General features: G+C 41.2%; 10 protein-coding genes. 2 read left to right on the forward strand and 8 right to left on the reverse strand.

Features of this window, described 5'->3' with window-relative positions:
- Positions 1-14 precede the first annotated feature (14 nt).
- Together PP175_RS17585 and PP175_RS17590 are read right to left on the reverse strand one after the other, a co-directional pair.
- Positions 15-1,499, reverse strand: a complete 1,485-nt coding sequence (locus PP175_RS17585) for a sugar ABC transporter ATP-binding protein (protein WP_272439607.1) — start codon at positions 1,497-1,499, stop codon at positions 15-17.
- Positions 1,500-1,528: 29 nt separating this feature from the next.
- A complete protein-coding gene (locus PP175_RS17590) occupies positions 1,529-2,542 on the reverse strand; it encodes a LacI family DNA-binding transcriptional regulator (RefSeq protein ID WP_272439608.1) in 1,014 nt (337 codons plus the stop codon).
- Between the two features lie 222 nt (positions 2,543-2,764).
- Here PP175_RS17590 and PP175_RS17595 point away from each other — a divergent pair, with 222 nt between their 5' ends.
- Complete coding sequence (locus PP175_RS17595) at positions 2,765-3,937, forward strand: M24 family metallopeptidase (protein ID WP_272439609.1); 1,173 nt, start codon at positions 2,765-2,767, stop codon at positions 3,935-3,937.
- A gap of 598 nt (positions 3,938-4,535) precedes the next feature.
- Here PP175_RS17595 and PP175_RS17600 read toward each other — a convergent pair.
- Together PP175_RS17600 and PP175_RS17605 are read right to left on the reverse strand one after the other, a co-directional pair.
- Positions 4,536-5,867: an MFS transporter gene (locus PP175_RS17600; protein ID WP_272439610.1), complete on the reverse strand. Its 1,332-nt coding sequence runs from the start codon at positions 5,865-5,867 to the stop codon at positions 4,536-4,538.
- A 342-nt stretch (positions 5,868-6,209) separates the two neighbouring features.
- Positions 6,210-6,992 carry an IclR family transcriptional regulator gene (locus tag PP175_RS17605; protein ID WP_272439611.1) on the reverse strand — a complete coding sequence of 261 codons (783 nt, stop codon included), beginning with the start codon at positions 6,990-6,992 and terminating at the stop codon, positions 6,210-6,212.
- Positions 6,993-7,197: 205 nt separating this feature from the next.
- On the opposite strand from PP175_RS17605, the gene PP175_RS17610 reads away from it, so the two are divergent.
- Positions 7,198-8,199 (forward strand): glycoside hydrolase family 18 protein, encoded by a 1,002-nt coding sequence (locus PP175_RS17610; protein WP_272439612.1) that lies wholly within the window; start codon positions 7,198-7,200, stop codon positions 8,197-8,199.
- A 359-nt stretch (positions 8,200-8,558) separates the two neighbouring features.
- Here the strand turns inward: PP175_RS17610 and PP175_RS17615 are convergent, their stop codons facing one another.
- From PP175_RS17615 to PP175_RS17630, 4 genes are all read right to left on the reverse strand, one after another.
- Positions 8,559-10,775 carry a hypothetical protein gene (locus PP175_RS17615; RefSeq protein ID WP_272439613.1) on the reverse strand — a complete coding sequence of 739 codons (2,217 nt, stop codon included), beginning with the start codon at positions 10,773-10,775 and terminating at the stop codon, positions 8,559-8,561.
- Between the two features lie 72 nt (positions 10,776-10,847).
- Positions 10,848-11,642, reverse strand: a complete 795-nt coding sequence (locus tag PP175_RS17620) for a response regulator transcription factor (RefSeq protein WP_272439614.1) — start codon at positions 11,640-11,642, stop codon at positions 10,848-10,850.
- Between the two features lie 41 nt (positions 11,643-11,683).
- Entirely contained in the window at positions 11,684-13,111 is a 1,428-nt protein-coding gene (locus PP175_RS17625; protein WP_272439615.1) for a glycosyltransferase family 2 protein, read from the reverse strand.
- Between the two features lie 14 nt (positions 13,112-13,125).
- Positions 13,126-14,313 carry a HEAT repeat domain-containing protein gene (locus PP175_RS17630; RefSeq protein ID WP_272439616.1) on the reverse strand — a complete coding sequence of 396 codons (1,188 nt, stop codon included), beginning with the start codon at positions 14,311-14,313 and terminating at the stop codon, positions 13,126-13,128.
- Between the last annotated feature and the right edge of the window lie 3 nt (positions 14,314-14,316).

Raw genomic sequence — 14,316 nt, forward strand, 5'->3', positions numbered from 1 at the left:
TGAGATTCCTCCCATTAAATCATATATTGAATAACATTTTCTTCAGAGCACTCTTCGTGAAATAACTCTTTTTCAATTTTCCCCCCCGACATTATTAACACCCGATCTGTCATTAGCACCTCAGGAAGTTCCGAAGATATCATAATAATAGAGCCTCCTTGTGTGACAAATTCGTTCATTAATCGATAAATCTCCTCCTTCGCTCCTACATCAATGCCTCTTGTAGGTTCATCAAATATAAGTATTTTGGAATTTTTATATAACCATCTTGCAATAATTAATTTTTGCTGGTTGCCACCGCTAAGTGTCCTTGTTTCTTGAAAGGGTTCACTAACCCTCACTTGAAGCTTTTTTACCAGTTGTTTTGCATCTTCGAGTTCTTTACCTTTTTCTATTATTCCGAATTTTGAAAAGTTACTAAACCCAGCAATCGTAATATTTTCCATCGCACTCATACCAAGTACCAGTGCTTGTGCTTTTCGATCCTCTGGAAGCAATGCAATTCCTTGTTTAATTGCATCCTTAGGGCAACGAATTGTAACTTTATTTCCATCCACTTCAATTTCACCTGTGTAATAATCAGCACCAAAAATTGCTCTTACCAATTCTGTTCTTCCGCTTCCCACCAAACCGGCTATTCCCAATACTTCACGTTCATATAAATCAAAATCAATATCCTTTAACAAGCTAGGTGTATTTAAATTACGCACCGAAAGTATTTTTCTTTTATAATCGGTTTGATTACCTAATCTCATCTTCAATACATCCCGGCCAACCATCATCTTCACTAACTCATCTCTTGTTAAACCCTCAACTGAATTAGTACTTACAACTTGACCATCTTTTAATACAGTGACTCGATCGGCAATCCTAAAAACCTCTGGAAGGCGATGGGATATGTAAACGATTCCATTTCCTTCATTTTTAAGTTTAATAATAAGTTCGATTAACCTCTCTACATCCTGTACAGGTAATGGGGCGGTTGGCTCATCAAAAATAATGACCTTCGCTTTTCGATGAATGGCCTTGGCAATTTCAACGACTTGTTGCCTGGCTATCCCCATTGTTCCAACTGGCTTATCAACGTCGATATCAAAGCCCATGTAGTCTAATATTTTTTTTGCCTCGCGCCTCATTTTTGGCCAGTCCACTACACCCTTCATTTTTTGGGGATAATCACCTAAAAAAATATTTTCCGCAACCGACAATTCATCTACTAGATTTAGCTCTTGATGAATGATAGCGATTCCTAATTTGCTGGCTACATCGGGTTTATTTATCGTGACAGCCTTACCTTCAAAAATAATTTCCCCGCTATCCGGAGTATAGATGCCGGAAAGTATTTTCATCATCGTCGACTTTCCTGCACCGTTTTCCCCGCAAAGAGCGTGAATTTCACCAGCACGAATGGAAAAGTCCACATTACTTAAAGCTTTAACACCGGGAAATGACTTACCAACTCCATGAATCTCCAACAATGGTACATTGTTGCTATTCATATTCATCCTCCTTCCAAGTGCGTCTGTATTCAGTAAGAAAGACTAATTGATTTTGTTGAATTCCCCTCTTTAAGAAGAGGATAAACGGTTGTCAGTCTTTCAATGCCATCTGATCCCTTAATCATTCTAAGTAGAATATTTGCAATGGTATCACCTATTTCGAATAGGGGCAAAGCCATCGTTGTTAGGCTTGGAGTCATGACCTGTGATAGAACAATGCCATCAAAGCCCACAACCGATATATCATCAGGCACTTCAACATTTAGATCCCTGCAGGCCTGAATGACATACGCCGCTGAAATATCATTATACGTGGTAATTGCTGTAACGTTTCTTCTAATCAATTGTTGGGTTAGTTTATGGACTCCTTCATCACCAACCTCCACCGAGACGATTAAATCTTCGTCTATTGAAATGCCATACTCCTGCAGCGCCTTTTTGTAACCATCCAATCTTTTCGCACTACTACTAGCTAATGGAGGGCCAACAATGATCCCAATTCTAGAATGACCTTGTTCAATAAGGTACTTCGCAGCTGTATAACCTCCCTGTTTGGCATCTACCATTACAGACGAAACACCTTCCGCCTCAAGATCACGATTCAAAAGTACAATAGGTGAAATTTTTGTTATCATTTTTCTAAGATTCGCATCATCGAGTCTCGGGCTACACAAAATCATCCCATCTACATTATAATTTTGGGCTAATTTGATACAGGATACTTCATGTTCCACATCTTCATCGGTAGTAAATAGAAAAAGATTCATATTGTTCGCCCGGAGAGTACGTTCTATCCCATACACAATTTCCGCAAAAAAAGGGTTTTTAATATCAGGTAGTAACAAAGCAATTGTATTTGTCTTCCTAGTGACCATGCTCCTTGCTTGAAGACTAGGCTGAAACCCATGCTCTTCGATAATTCGAAGAACCTGTTTTCGGGTTCCCTCACTTACCTCTTCTTTGTTATTTAAAACTCTTGAGATTGTTTGGCGAGACACCCCAGCCATTTTTGCAATATCGTTAATCGTTAATTTTTTCCCCATGTCAATCATTCCTCTATGTACTTTTTTAGAATGTGAACGTTCCCGTTAAGGCTCACATCTAAAATAACACCGTAATAACAGGCATGTCAATACAGAATTTCTAATTAAAATATTATTTTAAAAATTTAGTTTATATATTGACTATCCCATATTTTATCTATTAGAATGATATTGTGATCGTTCACATTACCGAAAACAATAAATTGATTGGGGGGCCTTACTATGGCTGTAGAACTTGTTGCAACCGAATTCGATCAACGTTTATCTCGTACAAGACAAAAGATGAGAGAAGCAGGTTTAGATGCTCTTTTTGTTTATAGTGATGAGTACCATCCTGGATATTCTATGTATTATACAAATTTCCGAACAATTAACTGTATTGAAGAATCAGCCCATGCTCTTTTAATTCCATTAGAAGGAGAAATCCAGGCATTTTTGGGCAACTTGAATAGGTTTGCCGCAAAACGTTTTTCCTGGGTGAAAAATGTTCATAACGTATATGAAATGAAATCGCTTATACCTGCTCTTGTTAACGAAATTCCTCACCCGGTGAAAACCGTAGGAGTAGTAGGTGAAGAATTATTCCCGATTTCTTTATACCGGGAGATGGAAAAGGGATTTGAGAGTGAAGGTATCGAAATAGTTGAAGCTGGCGATATCGTAAGAAGAGAACGGTTATATAAAAGCAGAAATGAATTAGATCTTATTCGGTCAGCTGGGAAGTTAGCTGACGATAGTATACTTGCTGCACTAAAAGAAATACAAATTGGAAAAACAGAAATCGAGCTTTCCGCTATTGGAGAATATGTCACACGCTCCCGCGGAGGTGAGATTGGTTCTGCGTATCTAGTAGTTTCTGGTCCTAATCATACTAATCTTCCAACATGGAGACCGATGGAACGAAAAATTGAACGTGGCGATTACGTTTGGTTTGACTTTAATCCTTCAGTTCTTGGCTACTGCTCAGATACCGGAATAACAGTTGCAATGGAAGGGGCCACTGAAGAACAGATAAGAATTATGAATTTTGCTTATGATACAAACGAACGCATGGTTGAATTTATTAAACCCGGTATGAAAGGAAAAGAATTATTTAAAGAAACACTTCGCATGTGTGAAGAAGCAGGGCTATCTGAGTACTTCCTTCCATATACAAAGGGTATGAGAGCAATCGGCCATGGCGTAGGTTTAGAGGTAGTTGAAACCCCAGATTTAGGGCCTAATAGTGACTTCGTATTCGAACCAAATATGGTATTTGGCATTAAATTCGACTTACATGGATTCCCATTCGGTGGTGTCCGTGTCGAACCGACAGTCATTATTAGCGAAAATGGAGCAGAACCAGTAAATGATCTAAGAGGATTGCGAAACAAATATGAATCTCATTTTAAATAATAATTACCATGTATTAACCTAGTTATCAGAAAAGTTAAAGTACTTAAAAATTGAGCTAAAGCACATAAAATGACAAAGAGCGCTGTAGCAGGCGCTCTTTCCCCTAACTATAGGTAAAGGCCTTAACCATGAAATTTATACGCTAAACCTAGCAATCAGAGTCTGCAGTTCTTCTACCATATAAGATAGCGAAGAAGCGGAAATGCTGATGGCCTCCATTGATACCAACTGTTGTTCTGATAGCGGCCGATACGTTTTAAAAGCATTGTAATCGATTGCAGAGAAAAAATCTATAAATTATTCTAAAAATCTAATTAAATACCAAAAGACCGCTTCGAACGCAGCTATGATATCTTTCTTACTATCAATGAACATACACTTTGAAAAGTCTTAAAAAAGGCAAGAAGCCAATTTTAAAGAGATACTTTTCCAAACACTATAGAATAGCTCTATCACTCACAAGTGCTTTACATCTCTCTTATTGGCTTCCAGCCTACTTATCGGTTATACTACAAAACACCAAACTGTTCACCATGCACATCTGAGATGATATATGTCCCGGTGCATGAGTAATGTTACATAAAAAGCGAATAAATTTTTAAACAGTGCCAACTTCAATATTTGTTGCCTGTTCAAGATGTGTTTCCTTGGCTTTTTCCTGTTTTAAGGTAAGAAGTAAAATACAAGCAATCACTAGAGCTCCAGCCAGTACATAGAGGCTAGAAGTTACACTACCGGTTGCCGATTTGACAGCACCAATAATGTATGGACCGAAAAATCCTCCTAAACCACCGACCGAATTGATAGCAGCTATCCCCACAGCGGCATTCGCCTCACGAAGAAAAAGAGTAGGCAGCGTAAAGAACGGCCCATAGTAACTGTAGAGACCGGCTATTGTTACAGTTAATAGCAGGATAGAAAGCGTTGGTGATGTTGTGAAGCTTAGTAATAAAAGGGCTAAAGCGCCTATTACAGGTCCAATGGCAGAATGGTACCGGCGTTCAGAGGTGAGATCTGAATGTCTGCCGTTTAAGACCATGGCTACACAGCCAATAAGGTAAGGGATTACGGTTAAGAATCCAACCATTGTATTTGAAAACATAGACGATAGGCCCTTAATAATCTGAGGCATCCAAAATCCAAGACCATACATGCCAATGTTGACACACAAAGCTACAACAGCTAACAAAACAACTTTCCCATCTAGAAGAACTTTTAAAGAAGATAATAAAGAATGGCTGTGATTAACACTATCTGAACCTTGATTATCCCGCTCAAGTTCGTCCTTTAACCATGCTTTTTCTTTATCCGTTAACCATTTTGCATCACTTGGGCGATCCGATAAGATGTAAATTGTTATAATGCCTAAGATAATAGCCGGAACACCTTCAAAAAGGTACAGCCATCTCCAACTTGCTAAAGCAGCCCAGTGTATATGATCCAGTATAAGTCCTGATATAGGAGCCCCTATTATGTTTGAAAGCCCCAAACCTGTCATGAATAAAGCTATAGCACGAGCACGGTCCTTTTTGCGAAACCAATAAGTTAAATATAAGATCACACCGGGGAAAAATCCTGCCTCAGCTATACCAAGTAGGAATCGTACGGTATAAAGTTGGGCAGCATTTTGGACGAATGCTGTAGCTGCTGAAATAATTCCAAAGGTGATAATAATTCGTGCAAGCCAAATACGGGCTCCTACCCGATGGAGCAGCATGTTACTAGGTACTTCAAAAATAAAATACGCGATAAAAAAGATCCCTGCGACCAGCCCGTATTGTTGAGCGGTAAGCCCCAAATCCTTATTCATTCCTAACGCAGCATAACCAAGATTAACGCGATCCAGGAATGATATAACATACAGCAAGACTAAAAAGGGAATAATTCGATTTCTAATTTTCCTGGTTGTGCTTATTTCTAAGTTCTCCATTATCTCCTACCTCCTTTTAGATTTGATTCTTGATGGAACGAAACAATAAAAGTTCATCTCCCCCTTACCACTAGTAAATTTTCACAAGAATTACCTCATTCCAATTTTCGGAACAATCGTTCCTCTTTATTGATATTAAAATAATTATAACCATTGTCAGACATAAATCAATACTTTGATTTTTTAAAACGTAATTATCTCAATTCTCAAGAAAACATAACTAAAAAAAGCAGAATCCTCCATCATGGTCACAATGGAGGATTAAGTATACGACAAAGAATGTTTGTATAAGAAACGCTTCAAATAATTTTAGAGGAAACATCTTAAATTACATTGGATTTGCTAACTGAGATTATAAGAGAGTTTATTTGCCTCTCTCCAGCCTAGTTTCTGAGAGATTTCGTTCGCCGCTTTAATAACCTTCTCCACTAAATCAGGCAACAGATCATCGCGATAACGGTGTTCCGGGCCTGCGATGCTAATGCCCGCCGCTACGCTCCCTGTATAATCAAAAATAGGAGCAGCCAATGCAGCCGTATAATTCTCTAGTTCGGAAAAACTGACGGCATAACCGTTTTTTCTAGACTCTCCTAAAGCATTCCGCAGTTTTTCTTTATCTGTAATTGTTCCAAAGCCAATTGGTTTAAGTTCTATATCATTTAGGTATTGTTCTTGTTCGTAGTCCGGTAAGAAAGCTAAGAGAATCCGGGAACATGCGCCCGCGTATAACGGCGACCTCCGGCCAATCTTAGTATAGAGCCTTACAGGATGCATCGTGTCCACTTTTTCAATATATATGGCTTCGTTGCCGTCTTTTATAATAAGATTTACCGCTTCTCCAATATCATCCCGCAGATTTTTCATCGTAGGTAACGCAGCATCGCGAATATCTAGCCTTTCTTTGACTATTTCACCAAGTTGAAGAAACAATAGCCCGAGTGAATACTTGCCTTCCTCATTTCTCTCTAAAAACCCCATCTCTTCTAACGAACCAGCCATTCGATGAATAGAGGTTTTTGGAATACCAGATAATTCAACCATTTCATTTAAGTTCAACTTTGCATTCGTTAAAAACAGTTTTAAGAGATCAATCGATTTAAGAACCGTCTTATTTTTATTTTTCACCTCAATCTCTCCTTATTACGAAAGTAGGAATATGTAATAAAATAATAAACCTTTATAAAAGGTACTAAAGTTTTGGACTGTTGCTCCGATATATTAAGAGGAATAGAGAACACTTACTATAAATTCTACTATATAGTTCTTCTTATATACACAAATTTCTCTTACGTCCACCAATTCAGAAAATTATCGGAGGGATATTAAGTTAATGTTAAAAAAGTTTTTTAGTTTTCTTGCCTTACTTGTGGCAGTGGGAATCATTTCAGCAAATGCCTCGGCGGCTACCACAGCAGGTACCACAACCTCAACAGTTTCAAGCACGGGAACCAGCAGTTCAGAGAACTTTGCTTATTTAGACGCTGCATGGTTCGATGGTTCGAATCCAGTATCGGATAGTTCTATTGCTAACTTCACCCGAAACATGGCAGACCAACAGATTCATACCCAATTCTGCGACATCGGCCTGATTCAGGACGACGGAACATTGCCTGCCAGCGGTTATGTTAATTTAGCACACTGGATACAGCAAGCCCGTCTAGCTGACCCACAGGTTAAAATCATCCCTGTGCTTAATTACGGGAAACGCAGAACAAACACGAACTTCGGAACCCAATCGTTTAACAATCAATTAAACACAGCGATAAAAACACTTAAAGCTAGCAACAACATTGATGGGATTCACCTGGATATCGAGGCGTTCAAGGATAACGACACAGTATACTTACATCTTATGTCTTATCTTAAAGCCAATTCACTTCGTTCTTTGCCGCTTTACATCGCTACACCCGCAACTACCTGGAGCAATAGCTTTATCACCCAGGTAGCAGGAGTTGCGCAGGAGTTAAATCCAATGGTATATGACACGATGGGGTGGGGTTCTTCCGTGGTGGACGGGCCAACGTATACCGACTATTTCCAAAAGGTTGCTACAACCTACTCAAACGCAATTGGTACACTCCCCTGTAAGTTGGCTCCCACTCTGCCAAGCTATTTAACGCGCACAGCATCGGATGGAACTGTGTATCATGACCAATCAGTGGAGAATATAACGAATGGTATTACCGCATTGAATAATGCGATTGCCGCTGGTGCTCATGTAAGTGGAGCGGGAATCTTCTGGTGGCCTAATTTCAACGGTTTATATCCAACGATCTACACACAATATCAACAGGATCAGAACGCTTGGACAACCAACTGGCTCAAAATATAATGGGGAGAAAACATCGCGGCCCATGCCGCTCTCTCCTTTCCCCTCATAGAAGTTTTTACGGCCGCTTTGTGGAACGACGAGCGGACCGGCAAAACATCTGGGTATGCCAATGAGGGAGACAGTTGCCGGTCTTTTTCGCCCTCTGTTCCACACGCTCCACAGGGGGAAAGAAAGGTGCGGACATGCGCCCCACGATGTTTTTCATGGGTATTTCGCGACCGGGGGTCCCATTTAAAAAATCGTTCAACGCACTTCAACACGTTAGCAAAATATACTTTCCTATACGAGAGCTAAAAGCCGGGGATTTCGCGAATCCCCGGCTTTTTCTCCTTAATTTAACTTGCACCCAAACACAGTATTTAGTTCGTTGTTTGCGGTGTTTCCTGAAAAGCCTGCTGCATGATGCCATAGCTTTTCTTCAATCTTTCCTGAAAATTGACCTGATCCCATGGCTGCCATGTATACATAGGCATCTTCGAAACATCGACTATCGATTTCCCATCACCAAGGCCCTTTACTTGATTGGTTTGTCCATCAACCATCCAGGGAACCAGACGAATGCCCCCAACATTCTCCACATGCAACTGATTTCCTTCATTAGAATAGTTGATAGCGTCTAATGAGCTCGGATCCGAAAATCCTAGGAGCATCCAAGGAATTCGCATCTCTACGATATTCCCTTTAGCCTGCCACATAGCGAGAGAATTATAGTTTGGATCCGCCGGGTCAGTTGTTCCGCGTCTCAAATTTCCAACCCGTATATCCTTATACGGACGGTATCTTACTTCCATCGGTGGCTTACTCTTCTTATCAATAATTAATTTCCACGGGGTAAAGATACCCGAATCATCTTTTATATAAGCGCTATTTACCGGGAAGTTGCCTTTAAATACACCCCACTGCCGCGTGTTAAAATCATAATTAGAGGCCATGGTTATCTGGCTTTGTTTGCCGATTGAAACTAGTGTCTCTAATCCTTCATTCAACTTACGATTTCCCAATTCTTTTGCATGCCGATTTCCGCCTTTTACTGTATCTGTCCCAATGTATAGCGTTTCTTTGCCAGGATTAAAGGGATGATCCAGTTCAGCAGCAATGTAAAGATAAGCTTCATCGTGCGTAACCAACATGTTTTTCCAGCCAGGTACATTGGGATTAAACTGTTTTTTATCCATAATTTGCTTCCAGTCATCTATATTGCCATCGATTTTAAGAGGGCCATCCTTACTTGAGTAGAACCCATCAACCCCGAATTGCTCCTCATTGGACAAAACGTTTAACCAATCTTTCCGGCGATTGGCTGGCATTTCATAATCTAGCGTATTCCACGCCTTCTTAAACCATTCATCCTGCCACTCGAAAACAATAGCACCGGCATATTTCTCCTGAACAATCTGGTGGTACAGATCAGCATCTATTTTCCCCTGTTCTTGCTCCGTATGTCCACCCTGGTTTCTGCCCAGACCGGTAATATGGCCGACCCCTAATGAAGACGGAACGCCGAACTCGGTAATCATAACCGGCATGCCTTTAAAGTGCTGTTTTAATTGTTGGAGATACGCCTTATAAGTATCCACTTGACCTTTGTCATTTTTAACATGTGTAAGTGTTTTATCAAACCGGAAGAAGTCAGGATAGTATGGATAAGCGTGGAAAGAAGCAAAATAGCCAGCCTGCCAGTTTGTAGGCTGAATGTTTGCGGCATCAACACTAACCAGATCTTCCTCCCGTTCAATTTCTCCCGGATGCTTCAAAGGATCGGTCGTCACCCAGTTGGTAAACGTTAACGGATGCTGCCATCCTTCCTTGCTTTCAAACGTTGCGAGCGTATTTAACATTTCTGCCAGCATGCTCTCAAACGGTGTTGCATTAGCTTTTGCCTTAAAATAGCTGCCCTGAAATGGCGGCATGCCCTTATGTACCTTATCCGTGTTGTTAACGAGCTCTGGATCCCATTCCGTCCCTATGCTCCAACCTAACAAATAAGGGCTTGCGTTTACCTTGTAGGTACCGCTTGCTTTCCCTTTTTCTTCAGGAATCGTAGTATCGCCATAAACGGCTCCCACAGCGTAAATGATTTCTTTTTTGAACGCCGCGACCGAATCGCTGCTCAGCCCATCATAATGTTTTAACATTTGTTCCTCTGGCGACCATACTCCTTGAATGAAATAGAGAGGGTCCTCCTTATGTAGCTGGTTGTACTGGACAAGAGCTTCGTAAAATATAGGGTTATGGATCGTATAGACTCGAATGACGTTCGCACCCATATGCTGAATTTGATCAAACCAGCGCAAAAGCGTTTTTTCGTCGGTAGCGAGCTCACCGGGATCGTGGCCAGGCGTTGTTGCGCCAAGATTTACTCCTTTAGCAAAAAAGGGCTGCCATCTCTTATTTTTATAGATCTCGATTTGTTCGCCCTTTGTCTGGAACTTCACATTCATCCCATTATTTAATTTTATGCTCTCTATGGACGGGGTTTCCGCCCCAAGAGTTTGAAACTGGTGCCAGCCGAAATAGCTGGCCACCAGAACGATCACAAGTCCGATACTCATGCGTATCCTTATGTTTCTCTTCATTCGGCGATTCTCCCCTTACGTAAACTAGCGACTTGCCAACAAAGTTATGCGATCAGCCACTTTTTCTACGCTCTACGCCAGAAGTCGGCGTATCCTTGCTTCAAGTTCTACCGGTGAATATGGCTTGGTGATGTAATCAGATACACCCAGCTCAAAGCAGGTGCTAATGTCCCGTTCCAGGCGTTTGTTTGATAGAACCATAATGTTGCATTCCTTGTAGGCTTTATTGCGAATATTGCGGATGACTTCAAATCCGTCATAAACTGGCAGTGCTAGCTCCGTGATAACTAAATCCGGGGACACCGAATCAAACAGACGCATACCTTCTAATCCGCTATCAGCTTTATATACATCGTAGCCCCTCATCATCAACCGTGAGTCTAACAGTTCTCCAACCGCCTTGTCATCGTCAATAATTAATATCGTAGGTTTTTCCTTTTTTGGTTCAGATTGATTATAGATAAGTATCGTGTTTTCATAATCTGTTTCTTGCCTGATCATCTGCAGCATCTGCGTGCCATCCGCTTCATTAGTCAATCCTGAGAAGCTGGCGATAACAAGGTTTCCACCGGCCTGATTCTCTTCCTGAAGAAACTGCTGTACGGATAATGAAAGGAAATGCGTATAGCTTAATTCCTTGTCTGGCAGCAAAATAACCAAAATATTATTGTGGCATAAAAAAGTCGAGGCCCTATCTGTTTCATGGGCTGCCACAGCTTCTTTAAGTCTCATCAGCCGGCTTTCATCTAAAGGATATTCCCCAAGAATGACACCGCACGTTTTCCGTCCAGACTCTATCAATACCCGATTAATACCATTCACAATAAGGGCTGTTTCACTTGCCGCCTCCAGCACTTGTGTTGTCATCTCATATCACTCCTATTGTTTTTGTATTCCTCAATTGCTTTCTAAACAGCCTTCTTATACTCTGCTGCTTCTTTTTTCCAGCTCGTTCTGACCATAACTCCCCACGAGTCGTCGTTTCGTATGTAGTCAATATGTCCAAGAATTATCCAGAATACGTTCATCTGGTTGTAACCAAGTGTCATCAGAATGCTATAAAGCATCATTTTGACCAGGTCCCCGAATTTTGGATAACGCCTGAAGGCAATTTCTTCTATCAGCAAAGCTCCACAACTAAATAAAATTTCTACTAGCAAACTTGCACCAAGGATTAATAGCATTATCCGGTAATTAGCTATATTCTCTAGAATTAATCCCACCAGTGCCATATATCCAGTTAATTTCAAATAGGGCCCCAATGTCTCAAATATTAGCGTGTAAGGCATAGACAAAAGCCCAACCGCCTTATACTTCGGAACAAACATCATACTGCTGTATTTAAAGATATTTTTAATATTGCCTCGAGCCCATCGTTTTCGCTGGCTCCTTAAAATGTGAAGCGACTCAGGTGCTTGTGTCCAGCACACGGCATCCGGGCAATAGGCGATCCGATAAGGAAGGTTATTATCCATCATATGTTTATGAAGCTTAATGATAATATTCATATCTTCACCTGGAAAGCCGTCCCGATAACCGTCAACCTTCACTAAGTAATCTTTGCGGAAAAGACCGAATGCTCCTGATACGATCAGCAGCCCATTAATGGCACTCCAACCAATTCTTCCTGCAAGAAATGATTTTAAATATTCAATATTTTGGAACATCGGAAGTAGTTTATCAGGCAGGCGTACCTTGGTTACAATCCCGTTTTCGATGTCACATCCGTTAGCGACACGCACATTGCCACCGATCGCAATTGTTTCTTCGGGATTTTCCATATAAACACTGGCAAGCCTGATTAAAGCGTCTTTTTCCAGCAGCGAATCCGCATCAATCGTTGCCACAAGCGAATAGTGAGACACGTTAACGCCAGCATTTAGCGCATCCGCCTTCCCCCCATTTTCCTTATCCACAACATAAAGCTTTGGATAGCTGGGATTGTGGTAAATACCTTTTACAGGCATGGCTTCAAGTTCTTCCCCAACTGAATAAGTAGTCTTAGGGATAAGATTGAACTCTTCAATCAGTATCTTGAGGGTATCATCCTTCGAACCATCGTTGACTACGATTACCTCATATCTAGGATAGTTCAAGTTTAAGAGCGACCGCACGCTCTCGATAATTGTGAGCTCCTCATTATAGGAAGGAACGAGAATGGAAACTGGCGGTACTTGTTCAGAACCGGACAACTCCTGATACCTTGCGTACCTAGACCCCTTAATAATACGAATGATCTTTTTATACGAAAATAGCATAATCATTAAATAAAACAGATAAACTACGATAACAGAAAAGAAGGCAAACAGAGCGTAGCTTAGAAGTACATCTTTCACAGTAAATCCCCTCTCTAAGAGCTCAATTTAGCACTGCCCGCCTGCACAAAATATTGCTGATGAATTCGAAGCCTGTTGTTGTGGCGGAGGGTTTGCTTCAAGTCCCTGGAATAAAAAGGCCCTTTTGATAATTCCTCTTCAATAATATCCATTGCTAAGGAAGCCTGCAAAGTTCCTCTCTCACGAGCAGCTACCTCGCATAAAGCCTGAAATCCTTCATCCCCCAGCCGAATTAAACTTCTTGCACTGTTGTACCTGACGCGCCAGTCGGTATCAATCAGACCTTCCTTTAATAAGCTTAGTGCAACAACTAAGCCAAGCTGTCCGAATGCATCAGCGGCCTCAGCGCGGACGGCCGCATCTTCATGTTTCATGAGCTCTGCCATTTGTTCAATTTTCATCGGGGTCCCCTGCCGGACAATCGCTTGAACGGCCATTAATCTCAGTTCAGAATCGTTTGACCTAACGAATGACCATAGTAATTCGTTCATGCCTGGCATCAATTTATTGCGGAGTGCAGCCATCCCGATTTTCACAAGCTTCAGATCGCCATCCCTTAAGTAGCTGTACAGCATGGCTGAGCAATCAATTCTGGACTGGTTCAATACATCAACCACCAGGAGATGCGAATGTGATTGCTTTCGCTGTTTCACTAAAATCCGGACCATCCGGTCAAGCTCCTCTTGCTTCCCGGCACATTTTGAAATGGCGCGAGCAATTACAAAAGAGGGGGCTCCGAACTTTTCCTCCTCAAGCAGCTGCAAAAGCGCGGGTACTGCTTCTTTCGCCTGCATAACACCTAGATTATGGACGGCGTCCAGCCTAGTTCCATGAATTTCACTGCGGAGCCTTTGCATATTTAGCTCGACAAGTCCAAGATCCCGGCAAAGAGTTGAAAGTTTATTTTGTTCGGTGCCAACGATTACTTGCATCCAATCAAACAGCTTTTTTTGAATGACTTTAAGCGCTGGCCGTGTGATGTGACCATCCGGTCGCTGTAGCGGTTCCTTATCATGCAGGTGTGATGCAACATAATCAAAATAGTTTTCATATTTTTCTAGATAATGCCTCGTTCGGCGTTCTTGCCAAATCGCCCTGCTTCGTAAACTAAAAAGAACGATTAATGCAACGGCAATTAGGATAATCAGAGCATAAGTAAAGTAAACGATTCCTGTAAGATTTCCCGAATCACTATAGTCCATACA

The organism is Aneurinibacillus sp. Ricciae_BoGa-3 (genome assembly GCF_028421645.1).
Classification (GTDB): domain Bacteria; phylum Bacillota; class Bacilli; order Aneurinibacillales; family Aneurinibacillaceae; genus Aneurinibacillus_B.

Coding starts and splice junctions, on each gene's coding strand:
- PP175_RS17600 (WP_272439610.1), bottom strand. CDS start 5,867: ATGGAGAACTTAGAAATAAGCACAACCAGGAAAATTAGAAATCGAATT.
- PP175_RS17615 (WP_272439613.1), bottom strand. CDS start 10,775: ATGAAGAGAAACATAAGGATACGCATGAGTATCGGACTTGTGATCGTT.
- PP175_RS17620 (WP_272439614.1), bottom strand. CDS start 11,642: ATGACAACACAAGTGCTGGAGGCGGCAAGTGAAACAGCCCTTATTGTG.
- PP175_RS17610 (WP_272439612.1), top strand. CDS start 7,198: ATGTTAAAAAAGTTTTTTAGTTTTCTTGCCTTACTTGTGGCAGTGGGA.
- PP175_RS17630 (WP_272439616.1), bottom strand. CDS start 14,313: ATGGACTATAGTGATTCGGGAAATCTTACAGGAATCGTTTACTTTACT.
- PP175_RS17590 (WP_272439608.1), bottom strand. CDS start 2,542: ATGGGGAAAAAATTAACGATTAACGATATTGCAAAAATGGCTGGGGTG.
- PP175_RS17585 (WP_272439607.1), bottom strand. CDS start 1,499: ATGAATAGCAACAATGTACCATTGTTGGAGATTCATGGAGTTGGTAAG.
- PP175_RS17595 (WP_272439609.1), top strand. CDS start 2,765: ATGGCTGTAGAACTTGTTGCAACCGAATTCGATCAACGTTTATCTCGT.